15 protein-coding genes are annotated in these 15,712 nt (G+C 70.8%); 3 read left to right on the forward strand and 12 right to left on the reverse strand.

What is annotated here, in order from left to right; all coding sequences use genetic code 11:
* The first annotated feature begins 10 nt into the window (after nucleotides 1-10).
* Nucleotides 11-1,408, forward strand: coding sequence for a mycothione reductase (locus HF999_RS10585; protein WP_312854101.1), 1,398 nt, complete (start codon nucleotides 11-13; stop codon nucleotides 1,406-1,408).
* Between the two features lie 170 nt (nucleotides 1,409-1,578).
* On the opposite strand, the gene HF999_RS10590 is transcribed toward HF999_RS10585, so the two are convergent.
* From HF999_RS10590 to HF999_RS10610, 5 genes are all read right to left on the reverse strand, one after another.
* Nucleotides 1,579-2,412 (reverse strand): alpha/beta fold hydrolase, encoded by an 834-nt coding sequence (locus HF999_RS10590; protein ID WP_168545848.1) that lies wholly within the window; start codon nucleotides 2,410-2,412, stop codon nucleotides 1,579-1,581.
* A gap of 11 nt (nucleotides 2,413-2,423) precedes the next feature.
* The gene (locus tag HF999_RS10595) at nucleotides 2,424-3,962 is read right to left on the reverse strand and encodes a cobyric acid synthase (protein WP_168545849.1); all 1,539 of its coding nucleotides are present in this window, start codon (nucleotides 3,960-3,962) and stop codon (nucleotides 2,424-2,426) included.
* A 4-nt stretch (nucleotides 3,963-3,966) separates the two neighbouring features.
* Nucleotides 3,967-4,836 (reverse strand): type I methionyl aminopeptidase, encoded by an 870-nt coding sequence (gene map, locus HF999_RS10600; protein WP_168545850.1) that lies wholly within the window; start codon nucleotides 4,834-4,836, stop codon nucleotides 3,967-3,969.
* A 100-nt stretch (nucleotides 4,837-4,936) separates the two neighbouring features.
* Entirely contained in the window at nucleotides 4,937-6,727 is a 1,791-nt protein-coding gene (locus tag HF999_RS10605) for a penicillin-binding transpeptidase domain-containing protein (protein ID WP_168545953.1), read from the reverse strand.
* 116 nt (nucleotides 6,728-6,843) lie between these two features.
* Complete coding sequence (locus tag HF999_RS10610) at nucleotides 6,844-7,584, reverse strand: SDR family NAD(P)-dependent oxidoreductase (protein ID WP_168545851.1); 741 nt, start codon at nucleotides 7,582-7,584, stop codon at nucleotides 6,844-6,846.
* Between the two features lie 76 nt (nucleotides 7,585-7,660).
* Between HF999_RS10610 and HF999_RS10615 the strand changes: the two genes are divergently transcribed.
* The gene (locus HF999_RS10615) at nucleotides 7,661-8,641 is read left to right on the forward strand and encodes a hypothetical protein (RefSeq protein WP_168545852.1); all 981 of its coding nucleotides are present in this window, start codon (nucleotides 7,661-7,663) and stop codon (nucleotides 8,639-8,641) included.
* Between the two features lie 98 nt (nucleotides 8,642-8,739).
* On the opposite strand, the gene HF999_RS10620 is transcribed toward HF999_RS10615, so the two are convergent.
* From HF999_RS10620 to HF999_RS22980, 6 genes are all read right to left on the reverse strand, one after another.
* Nucleotides 8,740-9,216: a DUF456 domain-containing protein gene (locus HF999_RS10620; RefSeq protein ID WP_168545853.1), complete on the reverse strand. Its 477-nt coding sequence runs from the start codon at nucleotides 9,214-9,216 to the stop codon at nucleotides 8,740-8,742.
* A 6-nt stretch (nucleotides 9,217-9,222) separates the two neighbouring features.
* Complete coding sequence (locus HF999_RS10625; RefSeq protein ID WP_168545854.1) at nucleotides 9,223-10,056, reverse strand: GNAT family N-acetyltransferase; 834 nt, start codon at nucleotides 10,054-10,056, stop codon at nucleotides 9,223-9,225.
* A gap of 73 nt (nucleotides 10,057-10,129) precedes the next feature.
* On the reverse strand, nucleotides 10,130-11,278 hold the full coding sequence (gene ispG, locus HF999_RS10630; RefSeq protein ID WP_168545855.1) for a flavodoxin-dependent (E)-4-hydroxy-3-methylbut-2-enyl-diphosphate synthase: 1,149 nt from the start codon (nucleotides 11,276-11,278) through the stop codon (nucleotides 10,130-10,132).
* Nucleotides 11,269-12,084 carry a M50 family metallopeptidase gene (locus tag HF999_RS10635; RefSeq protein WP_168545856.1) on the reverse strand — a complete coding sequence of 272 codons (816 nt, stop codon included), beginning with the start codon at nucleotides 12,082-12,084 and terminating at the stop codon, nucleotides 11,269-11,271. The genes ispG and HF999_RS10635 overlap by 10 nt, the downstream gene beginning before the upstream one ends.
* A 22-nt stretch (nucleotides 12,085-12,106) precedes the next feature.
* Nucleotides 12,107-13,249, reverse strand: a complete 1,143-nt coding sequence (gene dxr, locus HF999_RS10640; protein WP_168545857.1) for a 1-deoxy-D-xylulose-5-phosphate reductoisomerase — start codon at nucleotides 13,247-13,249, stop codon at nucleotides 12,107-12,109.
* A 19-nt stretch (nucleotides 13,250-13,268) separates the two neighbouring features.
* Nucleotides 13,269-14,114 carry a DUF952 domain-containing protein gene (locus HF999_RS22980; RefSeq protein ID WP_168545858.1) on the reverse strand — a complete coding sequence of 282 codons (846 nt, stop codon included), beginning with the start codon at nucleotides 14,112-14,114 and terminating at the stop codon, nucleotides 13,269-13,271.
* 147 nt (nucleotides 14,115-14,261) lie between these two features.
* Between HF999_RS22980 and HF999_RS10650 the strand changes: the two genes are divergently transcribed.
* Nucleotides 14,262-14,525: a DUF2631 domain-containing protein gene (locus tag HF999_RS10650; protein WP_168545859.1), complete on the forward strand. Its 264-nt coding sequence runs from the start codon at nucleotides 14,262-14,264 to the stop codon at nucleotides 14,523-14,525.
* A gap of 1 nt (nucleotide 14,526) precedes the next feature.
* On the opposite strand, the gene rlmN is transcribed toward HF999_RS10650, so the two are convergent.
* Nucleotides 14,527-15,639 carry a dual-specificity RNA methyltransferase RlmN gene (rlmN, locus tag HF999_RS10655; protein ID WP_068570624.1) on the reverse strand — a complete coding sequence of 371 codons (1,113 nt, stop codon included), beginning with the start codon at nucleotides 15,637-15,639 and terminating at the stop codon, nucleotides 14,527-14,529.
* Nucleotides 15,640-15,712: the final 73 nt, after the last annotated feature.

Raw genomic sequence — 15,712 nt, forward strand, 5'->3', positions numbered from 1 at the left:
GGACGAGCAGGTGTTCGACCTCGTCATCATCGGGTCGGGAGCCGGAAACACCATCCCCGACCACCGCTTCGACGACCGGTCCGTCGCGATCATCGACAAGGGGTCGGCGTACAACGGTGCGTTCGGCGGCACCTGCCTGAACGTGGGCTGCATCCCCACGAAGATGTTCGTCTACCCCGCGGACGTCGCGGAGGAGGCCCGCGGGGCCGGACCGCTGGGCGTCGACGCCGAGGTCACCGCGACCCGCTGGGCGGACATCCGCGACCGCGTGTTCGGTCGGATCGACCGGTACGCGGCCGGGGGCCTGCGGTACCGGGTCGAGAAGTGTCCCAACATCACCGTCTTCCAGCAGGAGGCGCACTTCCTGCCGAAGTCGGGCGACGGCCTGCACCGTCTGGAACTGGCCGACGGTTCCGTGGTCACCGGGCGCGAGGTCGTCATCGCCGCGGGCTCGCGCGCGATCGTTCCGCCCGTGTTCACCGCGGGCTCCGCACCGGTCCACACGAGCGACTCGATCATGCGGCTCGACGCCCTGCCCGGGCACGTCATCATCGCGGGCAGCGGGTACATCGCCGCCGAATTCGCGCACGTCTTCGCCGGGCTGGGGTCGGAGGTCACCATCGTCGCGCGGGGCCCGCGCCTGCTGCGCTCGCAGGACGAGACGATCTCCGAGCTCTTCACCGAGCTCGTCTCCGACAGGTGGGACGTGCGGCTGCGCACGGAGGTGACGGCGACGCGCGCCGTCGGGGACGGCGTCGAGGTCGACCTCACGGACGGCACGACGGTGGCGGGCGATGTCCTGCTCGTCGCGACGGGCCGCACGCCCAACGGCGACACCCTGGCGCTGCCGGCCATCGGGATCGAGCTCGACGGTTCCGGGCGCATCCCCGTCGACGAGCATCAGCGCACCTCCGTGCGCGGCGTGTGGGCGCTCGGCGACGTGAGCACGCGGTTCCCGCTGCGGCACGTCGCCAACCACGAGGCCCGGGTCACCGCGGAGAACCTGCTGTCCGGCTGGGACACCCCCACCGCCACCTCGGACCACCGGTTCGTTCCGGGCGCGGTGTTCTCGCATCCGCAGGTCGCGTCGGTCGGGCTGAACGAGTCGGTCGCCCGCGCCATGGGCATCGACGTGGCGGTGGCCGTGCAGCGGTACTCCGACGTCGCCTACGGCTGGGCGATGGGCGATGTCGCGGGCGTGTGCAAGCTCGTCGCGGACCGCTCGACGGGACTGCTCATCGGCGCGCACATCGTGGGGCCGCAGGCGTCGACGCTGATCCAATCGGCGATCACCGCGATGTCCTTCTCCATCCCGGCGCTCGAGTTCGCGCGGGGGCAGTACTGGATCCACCCGGCCCTGCCCGAACTGGTCGAGAACGCGCTGCTGGGACTGGCGAAGGACGCGTGATCGCGGGCGCCGCACGGGGTACAGTCACATGCATGATTGAGCATGATTCGAAGGTCCCCGGCTGCTCCAACCCGAACTGCACGTGCGAGAACTGCTCGTGCGGCGACAGCTGCACCTGCGGTAGCGACAAGTAACCCCCGCCGCTCCGGGACGATCGCGCGAGCGCGCGGTCAGTTCCGGAGCGTGCGCAGCGCGATCTCCGAGGCCAGGGCCGCGGGGGCGCGCAGCGGGAGCCAGTGGTCACCGTCGGGCACCTCGGACAGCCGGTAGTCGGCGCGCAGGTAGTGGGCGGTGCCCTTGGCCTGGGCGGCGCCGGCGATCGCGTCGCGGTTGCCCCACACCAGCGTGGTCGGCACCTCGATCACGGGGCAGTCCAAGCCCTCCCCGCCCGGGACGAGGTTGGCGCGGTACCAGTTCAGGGCGGCCGTGAGCGCGGGCTCGTCGGCGAGCGCCTCGATGCCGCCGCCCGGCGCGGTGGCGAGCAGCGTGCGCGCGTTGTTGTCGAGCAGCGCCTTCTCCGCGACACCGGCCTGCAGGAACAGCTCGAGGTACCGGGAGCGCTGCCGCTGGTCCTGATCGGTGGCCATCGCCGCGCCGAACGCCGACGGATGACCGAAGGAGACGGCGGTCAGGCTCATCGCGCGCAGCGGGTAGGCGGCGGCGAAGTGCCAGGCGACGGTGGCGCCCAGCCCGTGCCCGACGACGTGTGCGTACGGCACGTCGAGCGCATCGAGGATGCGGGCGGCGTCCTCCGCGAGTTGCTTCATCGTGTACTGATCGGCGCCCAGCGGCCGGGCCCCGGAACTGTAGCCGCGCTGGCGCGGCGCGATGGTCCGCAGCCCCGCCTCGTGCAGGCGTTCGCGGACCTGGTCGAAGCACTCCTCGGTCTGCGGGAACCCGTGCAGCAGGAGGACGGGTACGCCGTGTTCAGACCCCCCGACCGACACGTCGAAGGTCCACGATCCCGCGGGCACCTGCACCGTCTGCGCTGAATCGATCCCCATGACCGGTAACGCTAGTCACTGATGATCCGGATTGACGGCAGGATCGCCGAAAACGAACCCCTGGAACGCAGCGGTTGCAGCACCGCATCGACATCGCAATGCTCCTCGATCGCGTCGGCGATCACGTCGAGCTGGGCGAGCCGGGCCGCGGCGTAGCCGGCACCGGACGCCGTGGGCGCGGCGTACCGGGCGCCGAAGGTCCGGGCGAGGTAGGCGCGACGGAACTCGTCGGAGCCGAACAGGCCGTGCCAGTGCGTCCCCAGGACGGCCTCGCGCAGCGCTCCCTCCGGCCCCTCGGGGCCTTGCAGCACAGGGCTTTCCGTGGTCCGTACGACGGTACCGTGGTGGATCTCGTAGCCCGCCGCGGACGCACCGAGGCCGGTCCCCTCGACGTTCCGGACGGTCTTGTCGGTCGCGAACTCGACATCGAGGTCGAGGATGCCGAGGCCCTCCACCCGGGTGCCCGACGGTGCCTCGATGCCGTGCGGGTCCGCGATCGTGCGGCCCAGCATCTGGTAGCCACCGCACACCGCGACCAACGGGGCGCGCGTGTCCGCGCGGCGTTGCACGGCGGCGGCGAGGCCGGTGTCGCGGAGCCAGGCCAAGTCGCCGACGGTGCTCTTCGTGCCGGGGAGGACGGCGAGATCGGCCGCGAGCACGTCGGCGGGCCGGGTGGTCCAGCGGACCGTCAGGCCCGGCTCGACGGCGAGTGCCTCGACGTCCGTGGTGTTGGAGACGCGGGGCAGGGCGATCGCGGCGACGGTGATCGGGTCCGCGGCGGTCGCTCCGCGGCCGACCAGGTCCGTGCCGAGAGCGGCGAGGGAGTCCTCGGCGTCGAGCCAGAGATCGCTGAGATACGGGAGCACGCCGACTGTGGGCCGCCGCGTGATCGCCTCCAGCTGCTCGAGGCCGGGCTCCAGGAGCGAGACATCCCCGCGGAACCGGTTGATCAGGAAGCCGTACACCAGGCGCTGATCCTCGGGCGGCATCACGGCGAGGGTGCCCGCGAGGTGTGCGAGCACTCCCCCGCGGTCGATGTCGCCGACGATCAGCGTCGGTAGGTCCGCGGCCCGGGCGAGCCCCATGTTCGCGATGTCGGTGGCGCGCAGGTTGATCTCGGCGGGGCTGCCGGCGCCCTCGCAGAGCACGACGTCGAACTCCTCGCGCAGCGCGGCCAGCGTGGTCGTCACCTCATCGAGGAGCCATTGCCGGCGGGTGATGTAGTCGCGGGCCCCCACATCGCCCACGGGCCTGCCGTGCAGGATCAGCTGGCTGCGCCGGTCGCTGCCGGGCTTGAGCAGGACCGGATTGAACCGGGTCGACGGTGCCAGGCCGCACGCGAGGGCCTGGGTCGCCTGGGCGCGGCCGATCTCACCGCTCGTGCCGTCGGGCTCGACGGTGGCGACGGAGTTGTTGGACATGTTCTGCGCCTTGAACGGCGCGACCCGCACGCCCCGTCGGGCGAGCAGGCGGCACAGTCCGGCCGTGACGGTGGACTTCCCGGCGTCCGACGTGGCGCCGGCGATGAGCAGGGCGCCGTGCAGCTCCATCGGGCTAGGCGGCGGAATCGCTCGGCAGAGTGAGGATCTCGGCGCCGTCGTCGGTGACGACCAGGGTGTGCTCGAACTGGGCCGTCCACTTCTTGTCGGTCGTGGCCACGGTCCAGCCGTCGGACCAGATCTCGTAGTCGAGGCCGCCGAGGTTGATCATGGGCTCGATGGTGAAGACCATGCCGGGCTCGAGCACCGTCTCGATGTTCGGCGCGTCGTAGTGCAGCACGACCAGCCCGTTGTGGAAGGTCTCGCCGATGCCGTGACCGGTGAAGTCGCGGACCACGCTGTAGCCGAAGCGATTCGCGTAGGACTCGATCACGCGCCCCACCACGTTGAGCTCGCGGCCGGGCTTGACGGCCTTGATCGCCCGCATCGTCGCGGTGTGCGTCCGCTCGACCAGCAGGCGGTGCTCCTCGGAGACCTCGCCGGCGAGGAAGGTGGCATTGGTATCGCCGTGCACGCCGTCGATGTACGCGGTCACGTCGATGTTGACGATGTCGCCGTCCTCGATCACCGTGGAGTCCGGGATGCCGTGGCAGATCACCTCGTTGAGGCTCGTGCAGCAGCTCTTGGGGAAGCCGCGGTAGCCCAGCGTCGAGGGGTAGGCTCCGTGGTCGATCATGTACTCGTGCGCCACCCGGTCCAGGTGATCGGTCGTGACGCCGGGCCGCACCTCGGCACCCGCGGCCTGTAGCGCGTCGGCCGCGATCCGCGAGGCCAGGCGCATCTTCTCGATCGTCTCGGGCGTCTGCACCCACGGCTCGTTCCCCTCGTTCGCCGAGGGCTTGTCGACGTACTCGGGCCGCACGATCTTCGCGGGAACGGCCAGACGGGGCGAGACGGTGCCGGGAACCAGTGCAGCGCGAGTCATCGCACCAGCGTATCCGCCGCCCGACGGTGCCCGACGCGGGGAGAGGCCCACGCTCGGAAGTTCCCGCGGGCGGATGCTCCGCCGCGCCGCCGCGACGTCCTCAGCCCGGAACCGCGGCGACGGGTGCATCGAAGCGGTCGAAGAACTCCTTGGTCACCGCGACGGCGTTGTCGGAGCTGCCGCCGAGCACGATCAGGGTGGCGAAGGCCAGATCGCCGCGGTAGCCGACGAACCAGGCGTGCGAGCCACCGTCGACCTCCGCCTCACCGGTCTTGCCGAGCACATCGCCGGCACCGCGGATGAGCTCGGCGGTGCCGGAGGCGACGACCTCGCGCATCATGGCCCGCACCCCGTCGACGGCCTTCGGATCCAGCGGGGGCCGCTCCCCGTCGACCTTCGTGGGCTTGCCGAGCATCAACTGCGGGGTCACGGCACCACCGTGCGCGACGGACGCCACCGCGAGGGCCATCGAGAACGGGCTGACCAGGACCTCGCCCTGGCCGAAGCTGTCCTCCACCTGGTTCACCATGGCCTTCGGCAGCGGGTACTGGCCGGACGAAACCGGAAGCGCGGCGATCGTGTACTCGGGCCCGATTCCGAGCTCGGCGGCCGCGGTGTGCAGCGCGTCCGGCTTCATCTTGGCGCCGAGGAACGCGAAACTGGTGTTGCACGACCGGGCGAAGGCGCGCTGCATCGTGACGTCACCGAGGGAGAACTCGTTGTAGTTCGGCACGGACCGCTCGCCGATCGTGATGGTCCCGGGGCACGGGACGATCGTGTCCGGTGTCGCGAGACCGGTGGAGATCGCGGCGGTGGCCGTGACGATCTTGCCGGTGGAGCCGGGCGGGTACTGGCCGGTGGTGGCGAGCGAGCCCAGCTTGTCGGCCTCGGGGTTCTGGGCGACCGCGAGCACGTTGCCCGTGGACGGCTGGATCACGACCATCATCGCCTGCCGGTCGCGCCGCGTATCGACCGCGGCCTGCGCCGCCGCCTGGGCGATGGGCGAGATGCTCACGGTGGCCGCGGACGCGGTCTGCGGCGCCGTCGAGGCGAGGGTCGTGACGCGCGCCCCGGTATCGGCCTGGGCGATCACCTCCCAGCCGTCCTTGCCCGCGAGATCACCCGTGACGTTCTTCTTGATCGACGACATCAGCGCCGGCGCGAAGGTGCGGTCGGTGGGCACCAGGTCCGCCTGCTCGACCAGCGTGACCCCGGGCAGCGCGGTGACATCCCCGGCGAGCTTGCGCAGATCGGACTGATTCACCGAAGCCACCACGTAGGGCGCCCGCAACGAGGTGGCCTGCTCGGTGATCTGCACCGGGTCCAGACCCGGAACGATCGGCTGCAGCGCGCGCACCAACTGCCCCGCCACGTCGAGCACCGTGGTCGGCGCCGGGACCTTCGACGCCTCGAGCCGGATCCGATTGATCACGCCCGGCACGAGCACGGCCCCGCCGGACGCGGAGTTCACCGGCGCCTTGGTCGCGGCGAGCGAGCGCAGCACCATGGTCTGGTTCGCACCGAGCCGCGGGTGCAGCACCGACGGTGCCCACCGGACCTTCCACTGCCCGTTCTCCTGGACGCTGGTGAGCGATCCCCGGTAGTCCCAGGTGCGGCTGGACCGTCCCTCGTCGGCGGGCAGGTCCCACACGTACTCGTACTCGACCTCGCTCGTGGCGCCGGTGGTGCGCGCCTGGCCGACCTTGATCCGCACCCCCCGGGCCTGCAGTCCGTCGAACGCGGCGCGCAACGCGGCCTTCGCGGCGTCCGGGGAGGTCGTCAGCGCGGCGGCACCGTCGAAGTTCTTGTCCGCGAGCGCGGCACCGAACCGGACCGCGACGGGGCCCGGGCCGTTCGTGTTCTCGGGAGCGCACGCCGAGGGCGCGATCATCGCCACGACGACCGCGACGATCACCACCAGACGGGCGCGCAGCTTCTCCACGCCGCAAGGCTACGACGGGGCACCGACAGTTCCGGTGCGCCGCGCGGGGCTGTGACCAGTGAGGCTCAGGTGACCGAGAGGCCACCGTCGACGCAGAGGTTCTGGCCCGTCACCCACGCCGAGCCCGGGCCCGCCAGGAACACCGCCGCGGCCGCGGAGTCCGACGGTGCGCCGAGCGTCCCGGTGTGCGCGCGACGCCGGAAGTACTCGGAGCGTTCGGGATCGGCGAGCACGGCGGTGGTCATCGGCGTCGCGACGAGGCCCGGTGTGAGCGAGTTCGCCGTCACCCCGCGCGGCGCCCACGCCTCGGACTGCGAGCGGGTCAGGCCCGCGATGCCGGCCTTGGCGACGCCGTAGACGCCGCTGTTGCCGAAGGCGCGGTGCGCCTGCGTGGAGGCGACGTTGATGATCCGGCCCCAGCCGCGCTCGGCCATCCGCGGCCCGTAGTGCTGGCCGAGCTGGAAGGGCGCGTCGAGGTTGACCGCGAGGATCGCGCGGTACAGCGCGTCGTCGATGTCGCCGAGGGGCGGGCGCGGGTTGCTGCCCGCGCAGTTGACCAGCACGTCGACGGTGCCGCCCTCCCCCAGTCGCGTGTCGACCTGCGCGATGAGTTCCGCTGTGCCGCGGGCGAGATCGGCGCTGATGCCGTCGGGGCCGAGCCGGGCCCGATCCCGCCCGGCGCGCAGGACGCGGGCGCCGGCACCGTCGAGCGCCTCCGCGATCGCCGCCCCGATCCCCGAACTCGCACCGGTGACCAGCGCGGTGCGGCCGGTGAGGTCGAACAACGCAGCGGTCAGAGGATTCATGTCCGTCACCCTACGGAACCGATCGAGCGGCTGGCGCGTCCAATGAGTAAGGGGAAAGAGACGATCGGGGGGACCCATGATCAACGAGGCATCATTCGAGGGCGAGTTCGCGGTGGACCCGCCCCTCACCATGGAGGCACGGCAGGCGATCGCCGCACAGGCTCAGCCGGTGCCGGAGCGGGCGAAGGTTCCGCGCGGCGCGTGTCACTGGGTGTCCAACCGGGACGGAACGGCGATCATCTGGGATCGTGACCCCGACTTCGATCGCTCGGCGGAGTGGCTGCGGTTCCTCGTTCGCCACTATCTCAAGCCGAGGGGCCACGTCATCAAGGGAAGGGTCGTGGCACGGGGGCCCGACGGATCGCGGTCGGAGATCCGCGCCACGAAGGCCAGCGTGAGCGTCCACTTTCTCAACGGGCCGATCGCGGAGGAGTACGCGTTCGTCATCGGTCCCCGCGGACGGCGCGCGGGATACGGATACGACTCCTACGAGCGCAGCTACGAGTCCCAATACGAGTGCCGCGACTGCGGGAGCCGTGATCCGCTGGGGTACAACTACCACAACGGTTTCAGTCGCTCCGACGACCGCGACTACGGACGCGAGTACGACGCCGCCTTCGATCGCGACCCGGACACCGAGTCCCGGTTCAACGGCCACGGGGATTCGGACCGCGACGAACAACTCGTCGCCGTCCGCGAGTTCTGCGCCGGCTACCCGGGTGGCTTGCACCTCGTCCAGAACATGGAACTGCGCCGGGGGCGGTTGGACACGGAGATCTTCGCCGACGCCGGTAGTGGCGTGGTGTTGGAGGTCCGCAAGGGCGGGATCATGGTGATCTCCATGCCCATCGCGACGAACGCGCACCGCATCACCGACGCCTTCGACGAGGTGCTGGCGTTCGCCAACGCGCTCGCCACCGAACTGCACTGGGTGGTCTGGGACCCCGCACAGCACCTCGCCGCGCGTCCGGGAACCCGGTTCCGCGACCGCGCCATCGCCTTTCTCGAGCATGGCCGGCGGCCCGAGTACCCGTTCCGGTCCCGTCGCGCGGCGTAGGCCGCCGTATCGGCGGTGGCATCGGGTGCCGCGCCGCCGCACGGATCACCACAACCGGAAAGTAGGCGTACATCCGGACCGGTGGATCCGCCGATGAGTCAGCTCATCACGGCCGCGAGCCAGATCCCGATCGCGCAGAGCGCACCGGCGAGGTCGATCAGGATGAGCAGGCCCGCGGCCTTGGTCGCGGCCACGGCGGCCGACCATCCCGCGCGCGCATCGCGCAGGCGCGCCGCTTCGGCCAGGAAGGTACCGCCGATGAAGCCGATGAGCAGGCCGATCACGGGGATCACGAAGAACAGCACGATCCCGGCGACGCCGCCCACGACGAGCGACCACCTCCCGACGCCCGCCTTCGCCATCGTCCGGCCGCCGACCAGATACTTCACGCCCCACGCGAGCACCATCGCCGCGAGCGCGGCGGCGAACACCCACCAGGCGGAACCGCCGGTGAAGATCGCCCAGATCAGCACACCGAGCGCCACCAGCGTCGAGCCCGGCAGCACCGGGATCAGGATCCCCAGCAGACCGACCGCCATCAGCACGACGACGGCCACGTACCCCCATGTGTTCACGAGGTACTAGGTAAGCAGAACGGTGGCGAAGGTCGCCACTTGGCGGAATCCGACGCGCTCGTAGGCGCGCCGCGCGGCGATGTTGAAGCTGTTGACGTACAGGCTCGGGATCCGACCGGAACGTCGCACCGCCTCCGCGACCGCGGCGGTCCCGGCGCCGCCGAGCCCCTGCCCGCGCAGGTCGGGCCGCACCCACACGCCCTGGATCTGCCCGACGGTGCGCGAGACCGCCCCGACCTCGGCCTTGAAGGCGACCTCGGCACCGTCGAACAGGACGTACGCGCGCCCGCCGAGGATCGTGTTGGCGACTCGGCGGCGATAGGCGCGGCCGCCGTCAGTGCCGCGCGGATCGATGCCGACCTCGGCGGTGAACATGGCGATGGACGCGTCGAGGTAGCGATCGATCTCCGCCATCGTGGCCGGCCGCACCCCGGGGTGCGCGGAATCCGAGGGCTCCGTCATCGTCATCAGCGGCTGCTCCGGGCGGACCTCCCGGGCGGGCCCCCAGGCCGGCTCCAGCTCCTCCCACAGCGGCATCGCGTACTCCGCACGTCCCACGATGGACGCTGCGGTCCGTGCGCCGCGGGCGGCCCGGACCGCGAAGTACCGCATGTCGTCGAGGTCTCCTCGCAGTGGCATGAGGTTCGCGCCCGCGAAGCACAGCGAGGTGCCCGCGTCGCGATGGGTCCAGAGCTCCCCGCCGAGGCTGCCCGGATCGGTGCCGCACTCCTGGACCCGGCCGGCGACCATGCACGAGGCGACGGGATCGGCATCGAGGACGGCCAACACCTTCGGCAGATCCCGCGCGGGCACCGGCCGCTCGTGCAGCATCCTCAGCACCGGCAGCTCCTCACACCTCTGGCGCATCGACTCGTTCGGCTGCGCGCACTCCCAGGCGACGGGCGAGACGCCCCTACGTCACCGTCACGACCGGCGCACCGGTCTCACTATCCCCCGACTCCTCCGCGATGCGCAGGGCTTCCTCGATGAGCGTCTCGACGATCTTGGACTCGGGCACGGTTTTGATGACCTCGCCCTTGACGAAGATCTGCCCCTTGCCGTTGCCGGAGGCGACCCCGAGGTCGGCCTCGCGGGCCTCGCCGGGCCCGTTGACGACGCAGCCCATGACGGCGACGCGCAGCGGCACCTCCATGCCCTCGAGCCCCGCGCTCACCTCGTTGGCGAGCTTGTAGACGTCCACCTGGGCGCGCCCGCAGGAGGGGCAGGAGACGATCTCCAGCTTGCGGGGCCGTAGGTTCAGCGACTGCAGGATCGCGTCGCCGACCTTGATCTCCTCGGCCGGCGGCGCCGACAGGGACACGCGGATGGTGTCGCCGATACCCTCGGCGAGCAGCGCACCGAAGGCGACGGCGCTCTTGATGGTGCCCTGGAAGGCGGGCCCGGCCTCGGTCACGCCGAGGTGCAGCGGGTAATCGCACTGGGCGGCGAGCTGACGGTAGGCCTCGACCATGATCACCGGGTCGTTGTGCTTGACCGAGATCTTGATATCTCCGAAACCGTGCTCCTCGAACAGCGACGCCTCCCACAGCGCGGACTCGACCAGCGCCTCGGGGGTGGCCTTGCCGTACTTCTCCATCAGCCGCTTGTCCAGCGAGCCGGCGTTGACGCCGATACGGATCGGGATGCCCGCGGCACCGGCCGCCTTCGCGACCTCTCCCACCCGGCCGTCGAACTCCTTGATGTTGCCGGGGTTCACGCGCACCGCGGCGCAACCCGCGTCGATCGCCGCGAAGATGTACTTCGGCTGGAAGTGGATGTCGGCGATGACCGGGATGTTCGCCTTCTTGGCGATGATCGGCAACGCGTCGGCGTCCTCCTGCCGGGGGCAGGCGACGCGCACCATGTCGCAGCCCGACGCCGTGAGCTCCGCGATCTGCTGCAGCGTCGCGTTCACATCGTGCGTCTTGGTGGTGCACATGGACTGCACCGAGATGGGGTGATCGCTGCCGACGCCGACGCCACCCACGTTGAGCTGGCGGGTCTTGCGGCGCGGGGCCAGAACGGGGACCGGGGCTGCCGGCATTCCCAAACCTACGGACATTTCCTGCTACTCCAGTTCAGTTGAAGAGCTTGATCGGATTGACGATGTCGGCGGTGAGTACGAGCAGCATGTACCCTGGGCCCGGAGACCTCGGTGAGGTCCTTGCCGTCGGCCGTTGGGCGCCATTTCTTGCTGATCAGGGGGTCGACGGTGACCGTGCGCTCCTGCCCGTCCCGCTCGATCCCCAGCGCGATCGGCCCCGACGCGCTCTGCAGCGCGTCGAACACCGAGTCGGCGTCGACGGCCTTGCCGTTCACGGACGTGATGACGTCACCGCGCTGCAGACCGGCCTGGGCCGCGGGGCTCGGACGGCACTCGCCCACGGGCTTGCTCGGCTGCTCCTTGCTGGGCTTGGTGGTGGCGTCCGCGACGCAGCCGGTGGCCGCGACCGCCGCCCGCGGGGTCGCGTTCATCGCCGGCAGGCCCGCGGTGACGGCCACGCCGTAGATCAGCAGCGCACCCAGGATGAAGTTCATACCCGGCCCGGCGAACATCACGAACAGGCGCTTCCACGCGGCCTGCTTGTACATCGCCTTCTCCTGCTCGACGGGCGTCTTGAGCTCGTCGAGCAGGGTCATCCCGGCGATGTCGCAGAAGCCGCCCAGCGGCAGGGCCTTGACGCCGTACTCGATGCCGTCGGGGGTGTTCGGCCGGCGGGTCGACCAGAGCGTGGGCCCGAAGCCGATGAAGTAGCGCCGGACCTTCATTCCCGTGGCCTGCGCCGCCCACATGTGCCCGCACTCGTGCCACGCGATCGAGAAGAGGATGCACAGCGCGAACGCCGCGATACCCAGTGCGTACATCATGCGCCCCAGAATACCGGTCGGATCAGACCATCCCCACCAGCTGCGACGCCCGCGACCGGGCCCACTCCTCGGCGGCCAGCACGTCTGCGATATCGCGCGGCTCGGCCTGCCACTGCGCACCGTCGGACACGACCTGCGCGACCGTGTCGACGATGGCGAGGAAGGACGTGCGGCCGTCGAGGAAGGCCTGCGCGACCACCTCGTTCGCGGCGTTGAACACCGCGGTGAGGCTGCCGCCGCGGGTGCCCGCGTCGCGGGCGACGGAGATCGCGGGGAAGGTCTCGTCATCGACGGGGGCGAAGGTCCAGGTGTGGGCCCGGGTGAAGTCGCAGGCGGCGGACGCGCCCGGCACCCGGTCCGGCCAGCCGAGCGCGAGCGCGATCGGCAGCTTCATCGACGGCGGCGAGGCCTTCGCGATGGTGGCACCGTCGACGAAGGTGACCATGGAGTGCACGACGGATTGCCGGTGCACCGTCACGTCGATGCGGTCATAGGAGACGCCGAACAGCAGGTGCGCCTCGATCACCTCGAGGGCCTTGTTCACCAGGGTCGCCGAGTTCAGCGTGATCATCTGCCCCATCGACCACGTGGGGTGCTGCGCCGCCTGCTCCGGCGTGACCTCGGCCAGCTCGGCGCGAGTGCGCCCGAAGAAGGGGCCGCCCGATGCGGTCAGGATCAGTCGATCCACCTCGGCCGCGCTGCCGCCGCGCAGACACTGCGCGATCGCCGAGTGCTCGGAGTCGACGGGCACGATCTGGCCCGGCGCGGCGCGCTTGAGGACGAGCGAACCGCCGGCGACCAGGGACTCCTTGTTCGCGAGCGCGAGCCGTGCGCCGCTGTCGAGCGCGGCGAGGGTCGGTCCGAGTCCGAGGCTGCCGACGACGCCGTTGAGCACCACGTCCGCGTCGACCGTCTCGACGAGTCGGGTCATGGCATCGGGGCCGGTCAGAGCACCGTCGAAGCCCGCGGCGCGGGACGGATCGGCGATGCCGATCCGGGCACCGTCGAGCCCCGTGGCGCGCGCCTGCGCGGCGAGGAGGTCGGCGTTGCCGCCGCCCGCGCCGAGCCCGACGACCTCGAAGCGGTCGGGGTTCTCCGCGATCACCTCCAACGCCTGAGTGCCGATGGAGCCGGTGCTGCCGAGGATGAGGACGCGGGTGGTCACCAGTTCAGACTAGAAGGCATCATTCGATGAGTGACGCGGCATCCAGGTCGACGGGGAACGGGACGTCGACGTGAAGCCGCTCGCCGGGCCGGACGACCTGCGTGCGCGTGTAGTCGAGGCCGTCCGGATCGGTGTGGATCGTCACGGTCCCGTCCGCGTCGACGCGCCAGTACGACGGGATCATCGCCTCCGCGTACTTCGCGGCCTTGAGTGTGCGATCGGTGACCCGCGTGGAGCGCGATGCGATCTCGACGACCAGCACCACGTCCTCGGACTCACTCCACACAGGAACTCTGGCGGCTCCAGGCTGGAGCACCACGATGTCGGGGATGAGGTTGCCGCCCTGCACGCGCACGCCGACCTCGTACAGTCCGCGGAAGCCCCGAGGCATGGCGAGCCGGAGCGCCACGAAGAGGTTTCCGCCAATGCTCTGGTGCCCCTGCGACGGTGGTGGCGTCATGAGTAAGCTCCCGTCCACGATTTCGTAGCGGTGCCCGTCGTCCGGCAACACCGCCAGATCCGCCTCACCCCACGAGGTTTCGGGGAACGAGGCCACGTGCAGCTCGCCCGCCGTTTCCACCGCCGACACCGGGATCGGGCCGTAGACGTGCGGGAACAGCTCCTCCACGCCGGGCGCCGGAGGCTCGTAGCGCACGTCGAGCCCCGTCGGGTCGATGGACAGCAGGACGAGGTCCGCGACCGGCACGTCGGCGTAGAAGCGCTCCCGCACGCCGCGCCACTGCTCCGCGGTCGAGCAGTGCACGAACCCGACGTCCGCGAGTGAGGCGCCACGGGTGGACACGGTGTACTCGCCGGCCGCGCGGGCGGCGTTCCAGTCGGCGACGAGCGCGAGGTGGAAGATCACACCGCCACGCTACCCACGCGTTTGCGCGCCCCTCGTACGACGCACGGTCGTAGCGGGATAGGATTCACGCGTATCCCGGGCCCGCGCCCGGTGTGCATCGCGGGTCGCCCCGATGCGCAGCTGACGGAAGCGACGAAGGAGAACGCAGTGGCAACCACCGACCTGGAGCGTCAGAGCACTTCGAAGGTCGACGTCGCCGACGTCCCGTCGCGTGACTGGGGCTGGAGCGGCAACGCCCCCCGGTCCGCGCGCATCGCCGGCGTGCTGTTCGCCGCGCTGCTGCTGTTCATGATGCACGGCAACCACCAGGGCAAGGTCGAGGACGTCTTCCTCATCGGCTTCGCCGTGGCGATCCTCGGCACGATCCTCATCCAGTGGCTGGTCACGCGCCGCCGCAAGTGGCAGTACTGAGCTACTTCTCCTCGGCGGCCAGCTGACCGCAGGCCGCCGCGATCTCCTGTCCGCGGGTATCGCGCACGGTGCACGAGACACCCTGCGCGATCACCCTGCGCACGAACTCGTCCTGCCGATCCTTCGGCGACGCGTCCCACTCGCTGCCCGGCGTCGGATTCAGCGGGATCAGGTTCACGTGCGCGAACTGGCCCAACTTCTTGCGCAGCTTCTCCCCCAGCATGTCGGCGCGCCACGGCTGGTCGTTCACGTCGCGGATCAGCGCGTACTCGATCGACACCCGGCGGCCGGTCCGGTCCGCGTAGTACCGCGCCGCATCGAGCACCTCGGCGACGCTCCACCGGTTGTTCACCGGCACCAGCGTGTCGCGCAACTCGTCGTCGGGGGTGTGCAGCGACACGGCCAGCGTCACCGACAGGCCCTCATCGGCCAGCTTCCGGATGGCGGGCGCGAGCCCGACGGTGCTGACCGTGACGTGCCGCTGCGAAATGCCCATCCCCTCCGGGGCGGGAGAGGTGATCCGGCGCACGGCCTGGACCACCCGCTTGTAGTTGGCGAGCGGCTCGCCCATGCCCATGAACACCACGTTCGACAGGCGTCCCGGCCCGCCGGCGACGTCACCGTCGGCCATCGCCCGCGCGGCGCTGCGCACCTGATCCACGATCTCCGCCGTCGACAGGTTGCGGTCGAGCCCGCCCTGCCCGGTCGCGCAGAACGGGCAGGCCATGCCGCAGCCGGCCTGGCTGGAGATGCACAGCGTGGCGCGGTCGGTGTAGCGCATCAGCACCGACTCGAGCAGGGTCCCGTCGTGCAGCCGCCACAGCGTCTTGCGGGTGGTTCCGCTGTCGGTCGCGATGTGCCGCACGGGCGTCATCAGCTCGGGGAGCAGTGCCTGCCCGACGGTGTCCCGCGCACCCGCCGGCAGGTCGGTCATCGTCGACGCGTCGGCCTCGAGCCGGCCGTAGTAGTGGCGCGCGAGCTGGTTCGCGCGGAACGCGGGCAGACCGAGGTCCTTGACCGCGGTCTTGAGTTCGTCGTCGGTGAGATCTGCGAGGTGGCGCGGCGGCTTGCCGCGCTTGGGGGCGTCGAATACGAGGGGCAGAGAGGTGCTCATAACCAGTCCATCCTCCCACGTCAGCGACGAACGGACGACCACGACCATCAGCGGGTGATCCCCGCCACCGCGC

Source organism: Tsukamurella spumae, from assembly GCF_012396015.1.
GTDB classification, from domain to species: Bacteria; Actinomycetota; Actinomycetes; order Mycobacteriales; family Mycobacteriaceae; genus Tsukamurella; species Tsukamurella spumae.

What these genes read in the sequence shown, in the direction of transcription:
- HF999_RS10590 (WP_168545848.1), bottom strand. Translation starts at nt 2,412, where the DNA reads ATGGGGATCGATTCAGCGCAGACGGTGCAGGTGCCCGCGGGATCGTGG.
- HF999_RS10595 (WP_168545849.1), bottom strand. Translation starts at nt 3,962, where the DNA reads ATGGAGCTGCACGGCGCCCTGCTCATCGCCGGCGCCACGTCGGACGCC.
- map (WP_168545850.1), bottom strand. Translation starts at nt 4,836, where the DNA reads ATGACTCGCGCTGCACTGGTTCCCGGCACCGTCTCGCCCCGTCTGGCC.
- HF999_RS10605 (WP_168545953.1), bottom strand. Translation starts at nt 6,727, where the DNA reads ATGATCGCGCCCTCGGCGTGCGCTCCCGAGAACACGAACGGCCCGGGC.
- HF999_RS10610 (WP_168545851.1), bottom strand. Translation starts at nt 7,584, where the DNA reads ATGAATCCTCTGACCGCTGCGTTGTTCGACCTCACCGGCCGCACCGCG.
- HF999_RS10615 (WP_168545852.1), top strand. Translation starts at nt 7,661, where the DNA reads ATGATCAACGAGGCATCATTCGAGGGCGAGTTCGCGGTGGACCCGCCC.
- ispG (WP_168545855.1), bottom strand. Translation starts at nt 11,278, where the DNA reads ATGTCCGTAGGTTTGGGAATGCCGGCAGCCCCGGTCCCCGTTCTGGCC.
- HF999_RS10635 (WP_168545856.1), bottom strand. Translation starts at nt 12,084, where the DNA reads ATGATGTACGCACTGGGTATCGCGGCGTTCGCGCTGTGCATCCTCTTC.
- rlmN (WP_068570624.1), bottom strand. Translation starts at nt 15,639, where the DNA reads ATGAGCACCTCTCTGCCCCTCGTATTCGACGCCCCCAAGCGCGGCAAG.